Raw genomic sequence first — 17,271 nt, 5'->3', positions numbered from 1 at the left:
GGTGACTGTATTCTTTGTTGAATTGTCTCATAATGAGTACTATATAGAAATCATAGGAGGGTATTTATTCCTCTCTCTGGTTTTCACAGGTGATGGCAGACAAACCTGACTTCGTTTCGCGTCGCAAATTTATCACCGCTACAGCAGGCGTCGGCGCACTGAGCATCGCAGGGTGTGTCAGTGAAGGTGGTTCCGGCGACGGGCAGAACAACAACGGCGACAACAACACGAGCGAAGGCGGCAACGGGGAACTCTCGGGTACGGTCGAAATTGCGGGTTCCTCCACTGTCTTCCCGCTCGCAGAGGCAGTCTCCGTCGAGTTCCGCAAAGAGCACCCGAACGTCGAGTTCAACATCCGCTCGACCGGGTCCGGTGGCGGCTTCAGCGACTTCTTCTGTCAGGACAAGACGCACTTCAACAACGCGTCCCGTCCGATGAAAGACAGCGAGAAGCAGCTCTGTGAAGACGCCGGTGTCGAGTGGCTCGAGTTGAACGTCGCGACTGACGCCCTCACCGTCGTCGTCCACAACGATGCCGACTGGGTCGACTGCGTGACCATCGAGGAACTCAAACAGATTTGGGAGCCAAACGGCGCGACCAAGTGGAGCGACATCCGCTCTGAGTGGCCAGACAAGGAGTTCGAACTCTACGGCGCAGCATCCACCTCCGGTACGTTCGACTACTTCACCGAGGCCGTCATCGGCGAAGAAGGCTCCCACCGTCAGGACTACACCGCGACCGAGAAAGACCGCTCCATCGTCCAGGGTGTCTCCGGCAGCCAGTACGCGATGGGTTACTTCGGCTTCTCGTACTACTACAACAACCCAGACACGGTGAAGGCGCTCAAAATCGACAACGGCGACGGCTGCATCGAGCCATCGCTTGAAACGGCCAAGGGTGGCGAATACACGCCGCTCGCCCGTCCGCTGTTCACCTACCCGAAAAAGAGCGCGCTCAAAGAGCCACACGTCGCCGAGTTCGCGAAGTTCTTCGTCGAGCAGAGCGCGAACCAGGAAATCGTCGCGAACCAGGTCGGCTACGTCCCGAACACCGAAGAGGACATGCAGAAACAACTCGACAAGCTGACCGCCGCAATCGAAGAAGTCCAGGGCTAAGCGCACCCGTTCGAAACGAAGCGCTTTTTTTGAAACCCCAAAAATTACCTCCACGTAAATGAGCACTGATTATCAAGCATCCGATATGACCACGCGTGTCGCGAATTCGCCGAGAGAGCGGCTAATTCGGTGGTTCTTCTTCGCGTGTGCGGCCGTATCGGTGTTGACCACGCTCGGAATCATCCTCGCGCTCGTGGGCGACGCGGCGAGGTTCTTCCGGGTTACGGGCACGACGCTGATGGGCATCGCACCGGAACAGACCGTTACGTTCACGCAGTTCTTCCTCGGTGAAACGTGGGCACCGGCGATTAGGCCGGTTCAGTTCGGTGTGCTTCCGCTCATCGCCGGCACACTCACCGTGATGGTTGGGTCCGCACTCGTCGCCCTTCCGCTCGGACTCGCCACGGCAATTTACCTGAGCGAGTACGCGAGCTCGTCCGTTCGCTCGGTGCTCAAACCGCTCCTCGAAGTGCTTGCCGGGGTCCCAACCGTCGTCTACGGGATTTTTGCACTCATCTACATCACCCCCGCGCTCAAGACGTTCATCCCGCAACTCGGCACGTTCAACGCGCTCTCTGCGTCGCTCATGGTCGGTATCATGATTATCCCGATGGTCTCTTCTATCAGCGAAGACGCGATGAGCGCGGTGCCAGACTCGCTCCGACAGGCCGGATACGGCCTCGGAGCCACCAAGTTCGACGTCTCGACTGGCATCGTCATCCCGGCGGCAATTTCGGGTATCGCCTCCTCGTTCATTCTCGCTCTGTCTCGCGCAATCGGGGAGACGATGATTGTGGTCGTCGCCGCGGGTGCGACGCCAAAACTCGTGAATCCGCTCCTGCCGAACGCCTACCTCGAATCGATTCAGACGATGACTGCAGCCATGATTCAACTCGGCGTCGGCGACATCGCGGCCCAGGGACCGGCCTACCGCAGCCTGTTCGCGATTGGCCTCACCCTGTTCGTCATCACGCTCGCTATGAACTTCGTCAGTAACCTCATCGCACAACACTACCGGGAGAGCTACGAATAATGGCGACACAGACTGGCACCCAGCAACAGACGGACTTCGGGCAAGTGAGCCGCACGAAGGGCATCATCTTCAAAAACGCGCTGCTCGCTTCGGCCCTCATCGGTATCGTCTCGCTCGCCACGCTGCTCGTGTACGTCACCTTAGACGCGGTTCGACCGGAAACCGCGAGTACGGGTTGGTCTATCACCTACCTCGCGTACGTCCTCGTCGCGCTCGGGACGGTTGGCTACTTCTCGCTTCGAAACAGAGAGGGGCTTCAGGTCGGATTTTCCACCACCGGCCTCCCAATCGCCGGCGTCATGCTCGGCGCGGCGATTCTCGTCATCTTCGTGGACGTGTTGGACGACGACGTGTGGTTCTACCACATGGTCGGCTTCGCTCTCGCTGGCGCACTCGTCTACGCTCACCGAAAGCTTCGCTCGTCGTCGAGCGCTTACGAGCGCCTGCTCGTTGGCCTCGTCGTGTTCGGCTATGTGATGCTCGGCATTCCGGGATACTTCTACAGCGTTCCAGAAATTCTGCTCATCTTCGTACCATTCGAACCCGTCCGATGGTTCTCCCTACTCTCGACGTTCAGCGTCGCGGCGGCGATTCTCACGGGCCGATACATGGCTGGGAAGTACGACAGCCAACGAACGGGACTCATCGCCGGCGCGCTCGTGTTCGGGGCCTCGCTCGTGAGCACCTTCGCGTTCATGTTCGCCGGTCTCGACCCGAGCATCGGGACGATTTTCGCACTCACCGTCGGCGTGCCGACGGCGCTCTACGTCGAACACCTGTACAGCGATCCTGAATCCGTCGGGTCGCGGTCTGGACTGCTCATCCCCGTCGTCGTCCTCGCCGGTCTGCTCGTGGTCGAAACCCTCGTCGGCGTGCTCGGCTTCGCCGGTCCGGAGGCGTGGATCGACTGGCAGTTCCTCACGAGCCTGCCCCATCCCGAAGCCGAGCAGGCAGGGATTTACCCAGCGCTCGTCGGCTCCGTGATGCTAATGGCCGTCGTCGTCGTTCTCGCGTTCCCAATCGGCGTCGGCGCGGCAGTGTACTTAGAAGAGTACGCCCCGGACAACCGCTACACGCGGTTCATCCAGCTCAACATCGCGAACCTCGCCGGCGTTCCGTCGGTCGTGTACGGCCTGCTCGGACTCGGCCTGTTCATCAACTTCCTGAACATGGGTATCGGGTCCGTGCTCGTCGGCGGGATTACGCTGTCACTGCTCATCCTGCCAATCGTCATCATCTCCTCGCAGGAAGCGATTCGCGCCGTGCCAGACTCGCTTCGGCAGGCGTCCTACGGGATGGGCGCGACGAAGTGGCAGACCATCCGCGAGGTCGTCCTCCCTCGGTCGATTCCGGGCATCCTCACCGGGACGATTCTCGCCATCGGTCGCGCACTCGGCGAAACCGCGCCGCTCATCATGATTGCCGCTCCGACGGTCACCTACTCGGTTCCGGCGAAGCTCTCTGACGCGGCCAGCGCGATGCCGCTCATGATCTTCAACTGGGCGGACCGGCCACAGGACGACTTCCAGTATGGTGTGCTCGCGGCGGGCGTCGTGACGGTGCTCGTCGTCCTCCTGACGATGAACTCCATCGCGATTGTGCTCCGCAACAGGTATCAGAGCGAGAACTAACCATGTCACAAGAGAATATGACTTCGAACGAAGAGGTAGAGACAGACGACCCAACCAACGACGAGATGTTGCTCGAAACAGACGTCACTGCCGGTCTCTCGGGCGACGCCTCCTCGTTGAGTACGGGTCGCGCAGTCGTCGAAGCACGCGACATCAACGTGTTTTACCACGACGACCAGGCACTACAGAACATCGACCTCGCCATCCCCGAAAAGCAGGTCACGGCGCTCATCGGCCCCTCGGGCTGTGGGAAGTCCACCTTCCTGCGCTGTATCAACCGCATGAACGACCTCATCGACGCCGCGCGCGTCGAGGGCGAACTCCTGCTCGAGGGCAAGAACGTCTACGACGACGACGTGGACCCCGTGGCGCTCCGTCGCCGCGTCGGCATGGTGTTCCAGCACCCGAACCCGTTCCCGAAGAGCATCTACGACAACGTCGCCTACGGGCTGAAGATTCAGGGCAAGACCGACAACATGGACGAGAAGGTCGAAAACGCCCTCAAAGCCGCGGCCCTCTGGGACGAGGTCAAAGACCGCCTCGACGAATCCGGGCTCGAACTCTCGGGTGGCCAACAACAGCGCCTCTGTATCGCCCGCGCTATCGCCGTGGACCCGGAAGTCATCCTGATGGACGAACCGGCGAGTGCGCTCGACCCCGTCGCAACCTCGCAAATCGAGGACCTCATCGAGGAACTCTCCGAGCAGTACACCGTCATCATCGTCACCCACAACATGCAGCAGGCAGCGCGCATCTCTGACAAGACGGCGGTGTTCCTGACCGGCGGGGAACTCGTCGAGTTCGACGACACGAACAAAATCTTCGAGAACCCCGAGAGCCAGCGGGTCGAAGATTACATTACTGGCAAGTTCGGATAAAAACCATGGCACGACAAACGTTCCAAGAGCAGATGGGGACGCTCCGAGAGGACGTTCTCTACATGAGCGAGGTCGTCCTCGAACGGCTCCGCATGGGCTTAGACGCCTTAGAACAGAAAGACCGCGAACTCGCCCAGGAAGTCATCGACGGCGACGACGAGGTCAACCAGCTCTATCTTGACTTAGAACAGGACTGCATCGACCTCATCGCCCTCCAGCAGCCAGTCGCCTCCGACCTGCGCTTTATCGCCTCTTCGTTCAAAATCATCACCGACTTAGAGCGCATCGCGGACCTCGCGACCAACCTCGGCCAGTACACCCTCTCTGCTTCCCGGGACATGTTCCCCGAAGTCGACATCCAGGAAATCGGCTCCTTCACCATGGAAATGGTCGAAGACGCCATGGACGCCTACGCCGACAACGACGCCGACGCAACCTTCGAAATCTCCGAACGCGACGACGAACTCGACGCACTCTGTGAGCGCGCCTCCAGCCTCGTCGTCCGCGACCTCATCGAGACCGAAGTCGACGACGCAACCAGCGAGAAAGAAGTCGAGAAACTCATGCAGGACGTTTCCCGACTCCTCCTCACCATCCGCGACTTAGAACGCGTCGGCGACCACGCAGTCAACATCTCGGCCCGGACGCTCTACATGGTCGAGAACGACGACACCCTGATCTACTGACCGCATCTTTTTCCGCTTAGGGTTCGCTGCGCGAACCGCTCAGCGCAAAAACACGCCTGAAAAAGGCCGGTCACTCGCTTCGCTCGTGACCGGTAGACTAACTGGACCGCGACCGCAGAACCGCATTTTCGAATAAAACTGAGACGTGGTCAGTCACGCTGCCGGTTGCGTCGCTCCGGGTCGGAGGTATCCACCCGCGAAGTCCGGAATGTGGGTAAGCGTAGTCCCAGGCGTCCCTTCTAATACGGCGAGTGCCTCCTCGTTTGGTTCACCGAATACTTCGTACAGCTTGAATTCGAGGAGTTCTGCGGCCTTCTTTACGCGGTCATCGACGCCGCCCATGTGGGCGTCCATCGCGGCCGCGTCCGGGAACACGTGAATCGTGGTCACCTCCGTCTCGTCTTCGTTGAAGTACGAGAGGTGCACGACGGTCCCGGGCTTGTCCTGTTCTAACTGCTTCGTCACCGACTGAATGAGTTCCTTGTACTCGGCGGCTTTGCCGTCCTTGATGCGATGCGTGCTTCTAAATACGATTGGGTTTGCCATCTCTATCCCCTCGCGTTCTCCTGAACGCCACGTAGGACTACGCCTTCGAGACGCTTAACCGCGCATTCAACTTGTGTTCGTGGCGGATTGTCGTCTCATCTCTCAACATAGAGTCCGAACAAAATCACTGGCAAGCAGTTCTACCGCGAGCGAAGCGAGCGGCCTTTTTCATGGCGGGCGAGACGCGCACCGTCTCGCTGCTTCCGCGAATCTCCGATTCGCAGAACAAGTTTTTCGAGGAGCGGGTCGCGAAGCGACCCCGACGAAGAAAAAGTTGCTATTGGAAGCCGATTCTGGAGTGCCGACCCGCAGTCGGCTCCGTCGCACCGCCCTTGAACTCGTCTTTCATGCGCTCGAAGTACTCCATCATGTCGTCGTTGATGGTCGGGCGGACGTTCTCCATGGCCTTGCGGAAGTGGCGCATCTCCACGACGTCCGCGTCGTCGTCCTCGCGCAGCGCCTGGATGGCGGCTTCACGCGCGATGGATTCGAGGTCGGAGCCGACGTAGCCCTCGGTAATCTCGGCGATTTCTTTGAGGCTCACGTCCGCGGCGAGCGGCATGTTCTTCGTGTGGATTTCTAAGATTTCCTCGCGGCCTTCTTCGCTTGGCTCGCCGATGAGGACGAGGCGGTCGAAGCGACCCGAGCGGATGAGCGCGGGGTCGATCATGTCCGGGCGATTGGTCGCGGCGATGACCATGACGTTGCCACGGTCTTCGAGGCCGTCCAGTTCCGTCAGGAGCTGGTTGACGACGCGCTCTGAGACGTTCGAGCCCACGTCGCGGCCACGGCTTGGCGCGAGGCTGTCGAGTTCGTCGAAGAAGATGACCGTCGGGGCGACCTGCCGCGCCTTGCGGAAGGTCTGACGGATGGCCTTCTCAGATTCGCCGACCCACTTAGAGAGCAGCTGCGGGCCGCGCACCGAGATGAAGTTCGCGTTCGTCTCGTTTGCGACGGCTTTCGCGATGAGCGTCTTGCCCGTGCCGGGTGGGCCGTAGAGCAGCACACCGGCTGGTGGGTCGATGCCCATGCGGGTGAACTTCTCGGGTGAGTTCATCGGCCACTCGACGGACTCCTTGACGTTCTGTTTGGCCTCTGCGAGGCCGCCGACGTCGTCCCAGGTAATCTTCGGGAGTTCGACGAGCACCTCGCGCATCGCCGAGGGGTCCACTTCCGTGAGCGCGCCCCGGAAGTCGGACCACTTGATAATCATGCGGTCGATGAGCGACGGCGGAATGTCCTCTTCGTCTAAGTCGATTTCAGGCAGGTACCGCCGGAGGGCCTTCATCGCGGCTTCCTTCGTGAGCGACTCGATGTCGGCACCGACGAAGCCGTGGGTCTCCTCTGCGAGTCCGTCGAGACTCACGTCGTCTGCGAGGGGCATCCCGCGAGTGTGGACCTGTAGGATTTCCTTGCGGCCTTCCTCGTCGGGAACGCCGATTTCGATTTCGCGGTCGAAGCGGCCTGGTCTGCGGAGGGCGGGGTCCACGGAATCGACGCGGTTGGTCGCCGCGATGACGATGACGTTGCCCCGGGCTTCTAAGCCGTCCATCATCGTGAGCAACTGGGCGACGACGCGGCGTTCGACTTCCCCGGTCACGTCCTCGCGCTTTGGCGCGATGGAGTCGAGTTCGTCGATGAAGATGATAGATGGCGACTCCTCTGCGGCGTCTTCGAAGATTTCGCGCAGTTGCTGTTCGGATTCGCCGTAGTACTTGGAGATAATCTCAGGACCAGCGATGGAGAAGAAACTCGCGCTGGTTTCGTTGGCGACGGCTTTGGCGAGCAGCGTCTTGCCCGTCCCCGGCGGGCCGTGCAGGAGCACACCTTGCGGTGGCTCGATGCCCAGTTTCTTGAATATCTGGGGATGCTTCATCGGCAGTTCGACCATCTCGCGGACGCGCTGAATCTCCTGTTGGAGGCCACCGATGTCCTCGTAGGTGATGCCACCGCCGGTCTTCTCGAAGCCGCTGATTGGCTCCTCGCGGAGTTCGACCTCCGTGTCCTCGGTGATGAGGACGACGCCTTCTGGGTCCGTCTCGACGGCGATGAGCGGGATGGCCTGGCCGGGAGAGCGCATGAACGGGTGGTTCGTGCTCGACATTACGGGGACGATGTCGCGCTCGACCACCGGGCGCTTCAGAATCTGGCGCTTGACCATGCCGGCCGCGTCGGAGCCGAACTGGACGCTCGCATCCTCTGGTGGGGCGAGGACCAGTTTCTCTGCCTTCTTCGCCTCGGCTTTGCGGATGGTGACCCGCTCGCCGATGCCGACGTCTGCGTTCTGTCGGGTGAACCCGTCGATACGGACCGTATCAGTGTTCCAGTCCTGCCGGTCCGCCCGCCACACCTTCGCCGCCGTCACATCGCCGCCCTCGATTTGGATGATATCGCCCGGGCTGAGCTTCAAATGTAACAGCGTATCCGGGTCGAGGCGGGCGATGCCCCGGCCCGAGTCATTTGGGTACGCTTTCGCGACCTCTAGTTGAACTTCATTCATGCTAGTTTCACGTTCGGGGAGATGAGTATACTCTGTTTTCGACGGCGATATGCTTTTTGCTCCCAGCACTCACGGGGTATCACGTTTTCGCCTGCCTGCGCAGGGTCCCTGCCAGCGGCTGACACGCGTCTGACGCCACGTCGATACCGGGTGCTTTTCTCACCGGGCCGCGTCCCCTCGCGTATGCGAACAGTTGCGTTCGACGGCCGAATGGGAGCGAGCGGGGACATGCTCCTCGGCGCGCTGCTGGCGGCGGGTGCGTCTCCCGACGCCCTCGCGCCGGTCGAAGCCGCGCTCGACATCCGCTACGACGTTCGAACCGTGGACAAAAACGGCATCTCGGCGACGAAGGTGGACGTCCTCCTCACCGACCAGCCGGAGGCTGCCCGCCGCACCCACGAGGATGCGGAGGGCTACGACTACGACGAGGACGACGAGACGGAGCACGAGCATAGCCACGAGGACGGACACGACCATTCCCACGAGCATGGCCACGCACACGACCACGAACATGACCATGACCATGACCACGGCCACGAACACGGTCATACCCATTCACATGACCACGCTCACGACCACAGCCACGGGCACACACACGCCGAAGGTGCCGGCCCCCACCGCACCTACGCCGAAGTAATCGAAATCGTCGAGCGGATGGAACTCCCGACGGCCGTCGAGCAGGACGCGAAAGCGGTCTTCAAAATCCTCGGTGAGGCCGAGGCGACGGTCCACGACACCGACTTGGACGATACGCATTTCCATGAGGTCGGTGCCGACGACGCCATCGCTGACGTGGTGGGCGCGTGTCTCCTCTTCGCCGACATCGCCCCCGAGCAAGTCGTGACGACGCCGCTTTCGGTCGGCGGCGGCGAGGCGGACATGGCCCACGGGCGGTATCCGATTCCGACCCCTGCGGTCGTCGAAATTGCGGCGCAGGCCGACTGGGAACTGCAGGGCGGTCCTGTCGAGGCCGAACTGCTCACGCCTACGGGCGCGGCGATTCTCGCCCACTTCGCGACGGGTGTCGACTCCCTGCCCGCGCTGAAACTCGAACAGTCCGGCTACGGCGCTGGCAGTTGGTCGTTCCCAGACCGTCCGAACGTCCTGCGGGCGATGGTCGGCGCGGCCCGCGGCGGCCTCGTCCAGGAGTCCATCACCGTTCTCGAAACGAACGTGGACGACGTTTCTCCCGAGATTCTCGGCGGCCTCCAGGACGCACTCTCCGAACGCGGCGCGCTCGACGTGAGCATCATCCCGATGACGATGAAGAAAGCACGCCCCGGCCACCTCGTGAAGGTCGTCGTCCGCGCGGAGGACGCAGACCGCGTCGCGAGGAAACTCGCAGAAGAGACGGGCACGCTCGGCGTTCGCGAGATGGTCGTTCGCCATCGCTGGACGGCCAAGCGACACTTCGAGACGGTCACCCTCGACATCGATGGCGAAACGTACGACGTATCGGTCAAGCTGGCGACCGACACCGACGACGTCCGCTATGACGTGAGCGCGGAGTACGAGGACGCTGCGGCGGTGGCGGAGGCGACGGGCCTGCCAATCCGCGAAATCATGCGCCGGGCGGAGAACGCCGTCGACGACGCCTAATTCTCGCGTCGGTCGATTTCTGCTTTGTGTTCGACGAGTGCCTCTTCGAGCGTGAGTTCGCCCGTCGCGACTCGGCGGGCGAGTGCTTCCCCGATGGTTCGGTTCTCATCGGATTGCTCGCGCGAGCGGTTTTTGATGACCTGTAACTCCCCGGCGGTCGGTTCGATGGTGCGCTCGGTCACGCGTTCGCCCGAGAGGTGGGCGATGTTGATGGCGGCGATGACGTCGCCCATCCCTCGCGCACCCGTCCCGAGGTAGGGAGTCGTACCAGTCTCGTCTACGAGTTCGATGGGAATGCCGTCCAGGTCGTCGATGAGTTTTGCCCCCTGTAATCGCGCGCCATCGCCGATTCTGACGAGCGGGTCGACCGCACCCTCGATTTCTTTCAGGATGATTGCTGCGGCCTGCGCCAGTGGGACGTGGAACGTGGCGATGACCATCTCACCGTTCAACACCGCGATGCCGGGGCGTTCGCCGGGGTCGATGCCGACGATGGTGCGGCCGCCGCCGCTTCGCATGAGTGCAAGCGCCTCCTCGACGGCCTGTCGGCACTCGTCTCCCGTCGTTCTGACGACGCTCACGTCGGTCGCCACCTCGTCGTTTTCGCCTGTGATGACGACCTTCGTCCCTGCTGGCAGGTCGTCGTCGGGTTCGATGGTGGTGAACTGCACCCCGCGCTCGCGCAGTTCCGCAACCGCCTCGTGATACACTTCGAAATCCGCAGTAGCGACGACTATCACTCCCCTACTATCTGCGCCCCAAGTGACTAAATCCTTCGGCAGACCGGACCCTTTTTGCTGAAGACGGCAAAAGGAAACCTGTGTCTAACGAGCCCGTTCCGACTGGTTGTGCTCCACTCGATTCGTTGCTCGGCGGCGGCTTCGAGCGCGGCACCGTGACCCAGATTTACGGCCCGCCAGCGTCCGGAAAGACCAATCTGGCGCTCGCCGCGGCCGTCGAAACCGCTGCCGCCGGTCGGACCGTCCTCTACATCGATACGGAAGGGCTCTCCATCGACCGATTTCAGCAACTCTCGGAGGGCCGGGGTGAAGATGTCTCCGAACTCGCCGCCAACATCGTCATCTCCGAGGCCCACGACTTCGCAGAACAGGAGGCTGCGGTCCGGGATGCGACTGAGCTCGCCGCCCGCGCGGACCTCATCGTCCTCGACAGCGCGACCGGTTTCTACCGCCTCGAACGGACGACCGAGGAGGAAGGCGAGGCCCTCAGGAAGGTCGCCAGACAGATGACGCACTTGCTGTCACTGGCCCGGAAACACGACCTCGCCGTGGTCATCACCAATCAGGTATTCACCGACCCTGAGGGAGATTCAGCGCGACCCCTCGGCGGACACACCCTCGCCCACTGGACGGGGACGGTCCTCCGCCTCGACCGGTTCCGCGGCGGCAATCGCCGGGCGACCATCGAGAAACACCGGGCGAAAGCGACCGGTGAGTCGGCGCGATTCCAGATTACACAGCAGGGGCTCGTCGGCGTGGACGACATCTAAAAAACGAGACTGCGGGGTGTTCTCTATAATTCGCCGAGTTTACGAAGCAACTGCCCCTTGTAAATCTCGTCTGAACGCATGTCTTTCATCTCGATGACGTTGCGTTCGAGTTTATCGAGTGCGACGTAGAAGGCGTTCTCTGCGCCGTAGCCTTCGCCGGAGCCGGCTACCTGGCCGCGGTCAGACCGAATGCGAATCTGACACTGGATGAGCGGGGTGCCGCGGAGTTTCTCCTTGTGTTCGTGGAACCGAACGTGGGCGTGCTGGACCGTCATCCGCTGGTACTTGTCCACGACGGCTTCGATGCTCTCGCGAATCTCGTCGCGGCTGAGCGTTTCGAGCAGGTTGACGTTGGTAATCTGGACGTCGAGGTGTTCTTCCTCCGTGTAACTCAGTGCACGCAGGACGTCGGTCTTGGTCAGCACGCCGGCGATGAGATTGTCGTTCTCCTCGGGCGTGACGACGAGGCCTGCGTAGTCGTTTTCGAGCATCCCGGAGACGGCGTCACGCACAGACGCGCCGAGCGTAATCGTGCGCACGGGACTGCTCATGATGTCGTAAACGGGCAGGTCGAGCATTCGCTCGATGTCGCCGGAGCGCTCGCCCGTCGTCGCTTTGTTCATGTCGCGAACGACGAAATCGACGATGTCGTGGGTCGTGACCATCCCGGTCAAGTGGCCGTCGTCGTTGACCACGGGGAGGCGGGAGACGCCGTGTTCGCGCAGGAGGTTGATGGCCTGCCCGACCCGGTCTGTCTCGTGGACGGAGACGACGTTATCGGTATAGATCTGGTCGACGGTGAGGACGTCTAAGTTCTCCAGGACGGCTTCCAGAATGGCGTCTGCGGTGACGATTCCCCAGAGCGCATCGGCTTCGAAGACGGGGGCGACTTTCGTCCCGCCTTCGACCAGCATCCGGGCGACTTCGCGGATGTTGGTGGTTCGTTCGACCTTCGGGGCGGACTTCATCAACGCGGCCACTTTCGTCGAGTCTTCGACGTGTGACTGGAGCAGTTCGCGCTGGGTCACGAGGCCGGCGTACTCGCCGTCGTTCGTGACGATGATACCCTTCGGGTTCTCCCGTTCGAAAATTGACCGCACTTTACCCAGTCGCTGGTCGACATCGACTTCGACAAAATCGTTAGTGGCAATATCAGCAATGTCCATCAATTCATCCCCAGATTGTCAAAGGTGCGCAGGCCTAATGAAATCTAGGGCCAACCCGGCGACAAGACCTATATCGTGCGAGTCCCTATCACACCGAGTGATACCGGACATTGGGGTGTTCGGCCCGTACACGTATCTCGTCACAGAACTCCTCTGGGGGTCGGTGGCGCTTGTTCTTCTCTGGTACTCGAACGCCTGGCGAGCGGCGGCCAGAACCGTCGCGGTTCTCTACCCCTTCGCGTACGTCTGGGACTGGTACACGCTCACCGTCGGCGTCTTCGCGATTCCGCTCCGAACGGGGGTCGATTTGCTAGGAATTCCCATCGAGGAACACATCTTCATGCTCGTCGTGCCAGCGATGGTCATCGGCACGCACGAGTCACTGAAAAAGCGGCTCGACGACTCAGAGTAGGGCGGCGACGAGCCAGCCCGTACCGACCGCCAGCAAGCAGGCCGCGAGATTCCCCGCCGCGTTCAGGGCCGCGAGTCCGTGTTCGCCACGCTCCCAGAGCAGACTCGTCTCGACCGAGAACGACGAGAACGTCGTGAACGCGCCACAGGCCCCTGTCCCGACGAGGAGCATGACGTCGTCGCCCACACCGACGAAGGTGAGCGTCCCGAGGACGAAACTCCCGACGACGTTGACGGTGAGGGTGCCATAGGGCAGTCGTCCCTCGGGGACTCGCCCCGCGACGAGGTAGCGGGCCATCGCGCCGAGTGCTCCGCCGAGACCGACGAGGTACGCGGGATTCACGACTCCACCTCTCGATTCCCCGGGGTGGCACCGGGGAAGGATTGTGCGAGGAACCGTCCGACGAACACGGCGGCGAAGCCGAGTGCGTAGTTCGCGACGACGTTCACCAGCGCGAGTTCCGGCGAGAGCGCCGTCTCGACGGCGAACGTGGAGTAGGTCGTGAGCGAGGAGAGAAATCCGGTCGTCATGGCGAGGCGAAGTGGTCGGGAGACGACGCCGAGAAATCGCTGTTCGTAGACGAAAAAGCCGAGCAGCAGACTGCCGACGACGTTCACGACCAGCGTGCCCGGAATCCCCGGGAGCACCGTACTCGTGGCGTAGCGAAGGTTCGCACCCGCAAAGCCCCCCACCGCGATGAGCGTGAGTGCTTCTGCGGTCGCGAGGGGGTGGTCTCTACTCATGCGACTATTCGAGGGTGGGTGAGGCCAGTATAAGATTGTGGTGAAGTCACGGGCGAGACCAATACTGTCAAATAGCTAACCACGAGTTGGTAGTTTGCACTGAAACGATGTCCTCCACCATCGATGCAGCTGCCCTCACGAAGCGATACGGGCAGACAACGGCCGTCGACGCCCTCTCCCTCTCGATTCCCGCCGGCACCGTGTACGGCTTTCTCGGCCCGAACGGCGCAGGAAAAACGACCACAATGCGGATGCTCACGGGCCTCACGCGCCCGACGAGCGGCACGGTCCGCATCAACGGCATCGAGGCGAACAACCGCGCTGCGATTCGGTCGCAGTTCGGCTACCTCCCCGAAGAACCGCCCCTTTACGACGAGTTGACCGGATTCGAGCAACTCGACTACATCGCCGGTCTCAGGGATTTAGACCCGGAAACGGCGCGAGCACGCGCCGACGACCTCCTTTCACGACTCGACCTCGCTGCCGACGCCGGAGAACCCATCGGCGAGTACTCGAAAGGGATGCGCCAGAAACTCGCCTTCGTTCAGGCCGTCCTCCACGACCCGCCCGTCCTCCTGCTCGACGAACCGACGAGTGGCCTCGACCCCCGCGCGGCGCGGACGCTGCGCGAGCTAATCACCGCGTACGCAGACGAAGGGACGACCATCTTCCTCTCTACGCACATTCTCCCCGTCGTCGAGGAACTCGCGGATACCATCGGCGTCCTCGCCGACGGGAAACTCGTCGCTGAGGGGGCACCCGAGACGCTCACGCGCCGGGCCGAAACCGGCGAGGAGCGCACCCTCGAGGAGGCGTTCCTCGAAGTGACGGACGAACTGCGGCCCGAAGACGGAGCGACCGATGCCTGAGGCGGACTGGCTCAGGCAGGGCGGCTCCATCGGACGCACCGAATTTCGCCGGACCGTCCGGGCGCTTCGCGCAGACCGGGCGCGCTTCGCGCTCATCGGCTTCGGACTGGTCGCGATGACCCTGTTCATGTCCGCAGGTGTGTTCTTCTTCGCGGTCGTCCTTCGGGACGTTTCGACGCCCATCGAACTCCCCGCGACAGTCTACGGGACGCTGTCGCTGTTCTGGTTCTTCGCCGTGTTCTTGTTCACCCAGCGAATCAGCTCTCAGCGCCCGCGCATCGACGCAGACGAACTCATGCGTGCGACCGTCTCGACTCGCGCGATCGCCACCGGCCTCGTCATCGCCGAGTTCTTCCGGGCGGCCACCTACCTCACGCTCCCGTCGCTGCTCCTCTCCGGGGCGGTCGTCTACGGGCTTCGTGCCCCCCTGCTCCTCGTCTCACTCCCCGTCGCGGTGCTGGTCTGGGTGCTCACCGCCGTCATCGTCGGGGCCGTCCTCGGATTCGGCGGCGCGTTGCTCGTCGCCAAATCCCGCTTCGTCGCCCGCCACAAGACCGTCCTCGGGTCGGTCGCGGCCCTCCTCGCCATGGGTGGCTATTTCGTCTTTCAGATTCCACAGGGTCCGTCGGTAGCACTCCTCGCGTGGACGCCCTTCGGCTGGTTCATCGACGTCGTGACGCTCGGCTCGCCCATCGCGAGTTCACCCCTCCGAGTAGTCGGTGGCCTGCTCACCGTCGGTTGTCTCGTCGTCGGCGGTGGCTGGCTAGTCGAACGCATCACCGCAGAACTGTGGTTCACCGACCCGGTAGACCCGGACGAAACGCCTGCTGAACCCGCTCGCGCGACGGCTCCGACCGCCGATTCGCTCGCCGAAGCGACCCACCCGCTCTCGATACCGGCTGGTATCCTGAGCCAGCCGACCCGCCGCGTGGCCCAGCTCGCGCTCGTTCGAACCCGCAGAGACCCTCATCGGCTCTTGTTCCTGTTTTTCCCACTGATTTTCCTCACGAGTTTCCTCGGCCCGGTGGTCAGGAACCCGGAACTGCTCCGCTTGGTCGCGCCGCCGGCACTCGCGCTCCTCCTTCCATGGCTCGCAGGCGGCCTGTTCGCGCTGAACCCACTCGGCGATGAAGGCGCCCTGCTGCCGGGAACGCTGACCGCCATCCCCTCTGGCAGTCACTACGTCCGCGGCCTCGCCTCCCCTGGACTCCTGCTCTGTTTGCCACTCGCGCTCGCCCTGCCTGCGGTGTCGGGGCTGGTCAGCCCCTACTCACTGAGACAAATCGGCGCACTCACCGCGTTGAGTGCGCTCCTCACGCTCTGTGCGGTCGCGCTCGCACCCGCTATCGGCATGCGGTTTCCTCGGTTCAGCGCGATAACGACCCGCCGCAGCCGCGACATCGTTCCCCCGAGCCTGTCGGCTGTGGCGCTCTACTCGCTGTCTACGGCCGGTCTCGGCGCGGTGGCCGCGGCGTCGCTACTCGCTCCCGCGACGGCGCGAATGCTCGCCCGAGTCGTCTTCTCGCTTATCCCCGGGGCGATTCTCTCCATTCTGGCGAACCAGGGACTTTCCGTGCTCTCGGGTCCGGCATACTGGTTCGCGGGCGTCGGCCCCCACATCACCGACCTCTCGCTCTCCGCGGTTCGGTGGGGCGGGTACGCCGTCCCAATGGCGCTCGCCTGCTTGCTCGCACTCGTCGGGTACCGCAACGCGGTTACCCGTTTCAACCGATACACCATCGCGTAGCCACTGTGGCGGCCTACATGACGTACAACTTATCAAAACCCAGTAACACATTTTATTGCTCGGTCGGTCGAACTAGCAGGGGCAATGACCGCTGTAAAAATCATCAAAGTGCTCGGCACGTCGTCTGAATCCTGGGAAGCCGCCGCGAAGGAGGCCGTCAAAGTAGCCGCCAAGTCGGTCGAAGACATCCACGGCGTCGAAGTCGAAGATTGGACGGCAGACGTAGAAAACGGGGAAATCGTGATGTACAAGGCGACGGTGGAAATCGCCTTCCCAGTCCACGAGGAAATGTAACCGCGAAAAAATACGTCCGAAGGGGAGTTGGCAATGGGGGTACGGGCTCCAGTTTTTACATCCCGTAGTCGGGATTCGACTCGACGAGGAACAGGGTGTTCCCCTCCACGTCTCTTGCGATGGCCTCGGTGCCGTAGTCTTGCGTTTTTGGCTCGCTAACGAACTCGACGCCCCGAGCGCGCAGGTCCTCGTAGGCGGCTTGACAGTCCTCCACCGCGTAGACGAGCATCGGGTTGTTTCCCACGAGGGGACGCAGTTGTTCCTCGTCTCGTCCGCCGTACCACGAGATGTCGTGTAGTGCGATTTCGACGCCCTCCTGTCCCGGTACGGCGATGGTCACCCACCGGTCGCCCTCCTCCTCCATTGGGATGTCAGCCTTCAGTTCGAAGCCGAGTTTCTCCGTGTAGAACGCGAGAACGGCATCCTGGTCTTCGACGATTAACGACGCGTGGGTCAGGCCCGAAATCGGGCTCATCTGGGTCTTGCTCATGGTGACTTCCTCCGCAAATTGAGTACGACGGAAGTGGGGTTATTCGTGCGCC

At 62.2% G+C, this 17,271-nt stretch carries 17 protein-coding genes and 1 pseudogene; 11 read left to right on the top strand and 7 right to left on the bottom strand.

Features of this window, described 5'->3' with window-relative positions; all coding sequences use genetic code 11:
- Positions 1-92 precede the first annotated feature (92 nt).
- The 5 genes from P0648_RS13510 (at position 93) to phoU (ending at position 5,343) form a co-directional block, all read left to right on the top strand.
- Positions 93-1,115: a PstS family phosphate ABC transporter substrate-binding protein gene (locus P0648_RS13510; protein WP_277504312.1), complete on the top strand. Its 1,023-nt coding sequence runs from the start codon at positions 93-95 to the stop codon at positions 1,113-1,115.
- 85 nt (positions 1,116-1,200) lie between these two features.
- Positions 1,201-2,148 carry a phosphate ABC transporter permease subunit PstC gene (gene pstC, locus P0648_RS13505; RefSeq protein WP_369685080.1) on the top strand — a complete coding sequence of 316 codons (948 nt, stop codon included), beginning with the start codon at positions 1,201-1,203 and terminating at the stop codon, positions 2,146-2,148.
- Positions 2,148-3,779: a phosphate ABC transporter permease PstA gene (gene pstA, locus P0648_RS13500; protein ID WP_276246747.1), complete on the top strand. Its 1,632-nt coding sequence runs from the start codon at positions 2,148-2,150 to the stop codon at positions 3,777-3,779. Before pstC ends, pstA begins: the two co-directional genes overlap by 1 nt.
- 2 nt (positions 3,780-3,781) lie before the next feature.
- Positions 3,782-4,657 (top strand): phosphate ABC transporter ATP-binding protein PstB, encoded by an 876-nt coding sequence (gene pstB, locus P0648_RS13495; RefSeq protein ID WP_369685081.1) that lies wholly within the window; start codon positions 3,782-3,784, stop codon positions 4,655-4,657.
- 5 nt (positions 4,658-4,662) lie between these two features.
- Entirely contained in the window at positions 4,663-5,343 is a 681-nt protein-coding gene (gene phoU / locus P0648_RS13490) for a phosphate signaling complex protein PhoU (protein ID WP_276246748.1), read from the top strand.
- Positions 5,344-5,496: 153 nt separating this feature from the next.
- Here the strand turns inward: phoU and P0648_RS13485 are convergent, their stop codons facing one another.
- Both P0648_RS13485 and P0648_RS13480 read right to left on the bottom strand, forming a co-directional pair.
- Positions 5,497-5,889 carry a putative quinol monooxygenase gene (locus P0648_RS13485; protein ID WP_276246749.1) on the bottom strand — a complete coding sequence of 131 codons (393 nt, stop codon included), beginning with the start codon at positions 5,887-5,889 and terminating at the stop codon, positions 5,497-5,499.
- 277 nt (positions 5,890-6,166) lie between these two features.
- Positions 6,167-8,389 (bottom strand): CDC48 family AAA ATPase, encoded by a 2,223-nt coding sequence (locus P0648_RS13480; RefSeq protein WP_276246750.1) that lies wholly within the window; start codon positions 8,387-8,389, stop codon positions 6,167-6,169.
- 183 nt (positions 8,390-8,572) lie between these two features.
- Between P0648_RS13480 and larC the strand changes: the two genes are divergently transcribed.
- Positions 8,573-9,988: a nickel pincer cofactor biosynthesis protein LarC gene (larC, locus tag P0648_RS13475; protein ID WP_277504311.1), complete on the top strand. Its 1,416-nt coding sequence runs from the start codon at positions 8,573-8,575 to the stop codon at positions 9,986-9,988.
- Here larC and P0648_RS13470 read toward each other — a convergent pair.
- On the bottom strand, positions 9,985-10,728 hold the full coding sequence (locus P0648_RS13470; RefSeq protein WP_277504310.1) for a hypothetical protein: 744 nt from the start codon (positions 10,726-10,728) through the stop codon (positions 9,985-9,987). The two genes, larC and P0648_RS13470, sit on opposite strands and share 4 nt — an antisense overlap.
- 68 nt (positions 10,729-10,796) lie before the next feature.
- On the opposite strand from P0648_RS13470, the pseudogene radB reads away from it, so the two are divergent.
- A pseudogene (gene radB, locus P0648_RS13465) lies at positions 10,797-11,498 on the top strand (DNA repair and recombination protein RadB); the annotation flags it as partial.
- A 23-nt stretch (positions 11,499-11,521) separates the two neighbouring features.
- Here radB and P0648_RS13460 read toward each other — a convergent pair.
- Positions 11,522-12,664 carry a CBS domain-containing protein gene (locus P0648_RS13460; RefSeq protein WP_276246754.1) on the bottom strand — a complete coding sequence of 381 codons (1,143 nt, stop codon included), beginning with the start codon at positions 12,662-12,664 and terminating at the stop codon, positions 11,522-11,524.
- A 97-nt stretch (positions 12,665-12,761) separates the two neighbouring features.
- On the opposite strand from P0648_RS13460, the gene P0648_RS13455 reads away from it, so the two are divergent.
- A complete protein-coding gene (locus tag P0648_RS13455) occupies positions 12,762-13,076 on the top strand; it encodes a lycopene cyclase domain-containing protein (RefSeq protein WP_276246755.1) in 315 nt (104 codons plus the stop codon).
- Here P0648_RS13455 and crcB read toward each other — a convergent pair.
- Complete coding sequence (crcB, locus tag P0648_RS13450) at positions 13,068-13,418, bottom strand: fluoride efflux transporter CrcB (RefSeq protein WP_277504309.1); 351 nt, start codon at positions 13,416-13,418, stop codon at positions 13,068-13,070. The two genes, P0648_RS13455 and crcB, sit on opposite strands and share 9 nt — an antisense overlap.
- On the bottom strand, positions 13,415-13,819 hold the full coding sequence (locus P0648_RS13445; RefSeq protein WP_277504308.1) for a CrcB family protein: 405 nt from the start codon (positions 13,817-13,819) through the stop codon (positions 13,415-13,417). The genes crcB and P0648_RS13445 overlap by 4 nt, the downstream gene beginning before the upstream one ends.
- A gap of 107 nt (positions 13,820-13,926) precedes the next feature.
- On the opposite strand from P0648_RS13445, the gene P0648_RS13440 reads away from it, so the two are divergent.
- The 3 genes from P0648_RS13440 (at position 13,927) to P0648_RS13430 (ending at position 16,729) form a co-directional block, all read left to right on the top strand.
- Positions 13,927-14,688: an ABC transporter ATP-binding protein gene (locus P0648_RS13440; RefSeq protein ID WP_277504307.1), complete on the top strand. Its 762-nt coding sequence runs from the start codon at positions 13,927-13,929 to the stop codon at positions 14,686-14,688.
- Positions 14,681-16,435 (top strand): hypothetical protein, encoded by a 1,755-nt coding sequence (locus P0648_RS13435; RefSeq protein ID WP_277504306.1) that lies wholly within the window; start codon positions 14,681-14,683, stop codon positions 16,433-16,435. The genes P0648_RS13440 and P0648_RS13435 overlap by 8 nt, the downstream gene beginning before the upstream one ends.
- Positions 16,436-16,519: 84 nt before the next feature.
- Complete coding sequence (locus P0648_RS13430) at positions 16,520-16,729, top strand: dodecin family protein (RefSeq protein ID WP_276246759.1); 210 nt, start codon at positions 16,520-16,522, stop codon at positions 16,727-16,729.
- Between the two features lie 55 nt (positions 16,730-16,784).
- Here P0648_RS13430 and P0648_RS13425 read toward each other — a convergent pair whose 3' ends face one another.
- Positions 16,785-17,219, bottom strand: a complete 435-nt coding sequence (locus P0648_RS13425) for a VOC family protein (protein WP_276246760.1) — start codon at positions 17,217-17,219, stop codon at positions 16,785-16,787.
- Positions 17,220-17,271 lie beyond the last annotated feature (52 nt).

The organism is Haladaptatus sp. DYSN1 (assembly GCF_029489995.1).
Taxonomy (GTDB): Archaea; Halobacteriota; Halobacteria; order Halobacteriales; family Halococcaceae; genus QDMS2.
The sequence above is the reverse complement of the archived record's forward strand: the minus strand, read 5'-3'. Positions and strand labels throughout refer to the sequence as shown.

Coding starts and splice junctions, on each gene's coding strand:
- P0648_RS13510 (WP_277504312.1), top strand. CDS start 93: ATGGCAGACAAACCTGACTTCGTTTCGCGTCGCAAATTTATCACCGCT.
- pstC (WP_369685080.1), top strand. CDS start 1,201: ATGACCACGCGTGTCGCGAATTCGCCGAGAGAGCGGCTAATTCGGTGG.
- pstA (WP_276246747.1), top strand. CDS start 2,148: ATGGCGACACAGACTGGCACCCAGCAACAGACGGACTTCGGGCAAGTG.
- pstB (WP_369685081.1), top strand. CDS start 3,782: ATGTCACAAGAGAATATGACTTCGAACGAAGAGGTAGAGACAGACGAC.
- phoU (WP_276246748.1), top strand. CDS start 4,663: ATGGCACGACAAACGTTCCAAGAGCAGATGGGGACGCTCCGAGAGGAC.
- P0648_RS13485 (WP_276246749.1), bottom strand. CDS start 5,889: ATGGCAAACCCAATCGTATTTAGAAGCACGCATCGCATCAAGGACGGC.
- P0648_RS13480 (WP_276246750.1), bottom strand. CDS start 8,389: ATGAATGAAGTTCAACTAGAGGTCGCGAAAGCGTACCCAAATGACTCG.
- larC (WP_277504311.1), top strand. CDS start 8,573: ATGCGAACAGTTGCGTTCGACGGCCGAATGGGAGCGAGCGGGGACATG.
- P0648_RS13460 (WP_276246754.1), bottom strand. CDS start 12,664: ATGGACATTGCTGATATTGCCACTAACGATTTTGTCGAAGTCGATGTC.
- P0648_RS13445 (WP_277504308.1), bottom strand. CDS start 13,819: ATGAGTAGAGACCACCCCCTCGCGACCGCAGAAGCACTCACGCTCATC.
- P0648_RS13440 (WP_277504307.1), top strand. CDS start 13,927: ATGTCCTCCACCATCGATGCAGCTGCCCTCACGAAGCGATACGGGCAG.
- P0648_RS13435 (WP_277504306.1), top strand. CDS start 14,681: ATGCCTGAGGCGGACTGGCTCAGGCAGGGCGGCTCCATCGGACGCACC.
- P0648_RS13430 (WP_276246759.1), top strand. CDS start 16,520: ATGACCGCTGTAAAAATCATCAAAGTGCTCGGCACGTCGTCTGAATCC.
- P0648_RS13425 (WP_276246760.1), bottom strand. CDS start 17,219: ATGAGCAAGACCCAGATGAGCCCGATTTCGGGCCTGACCCACGCGTCG.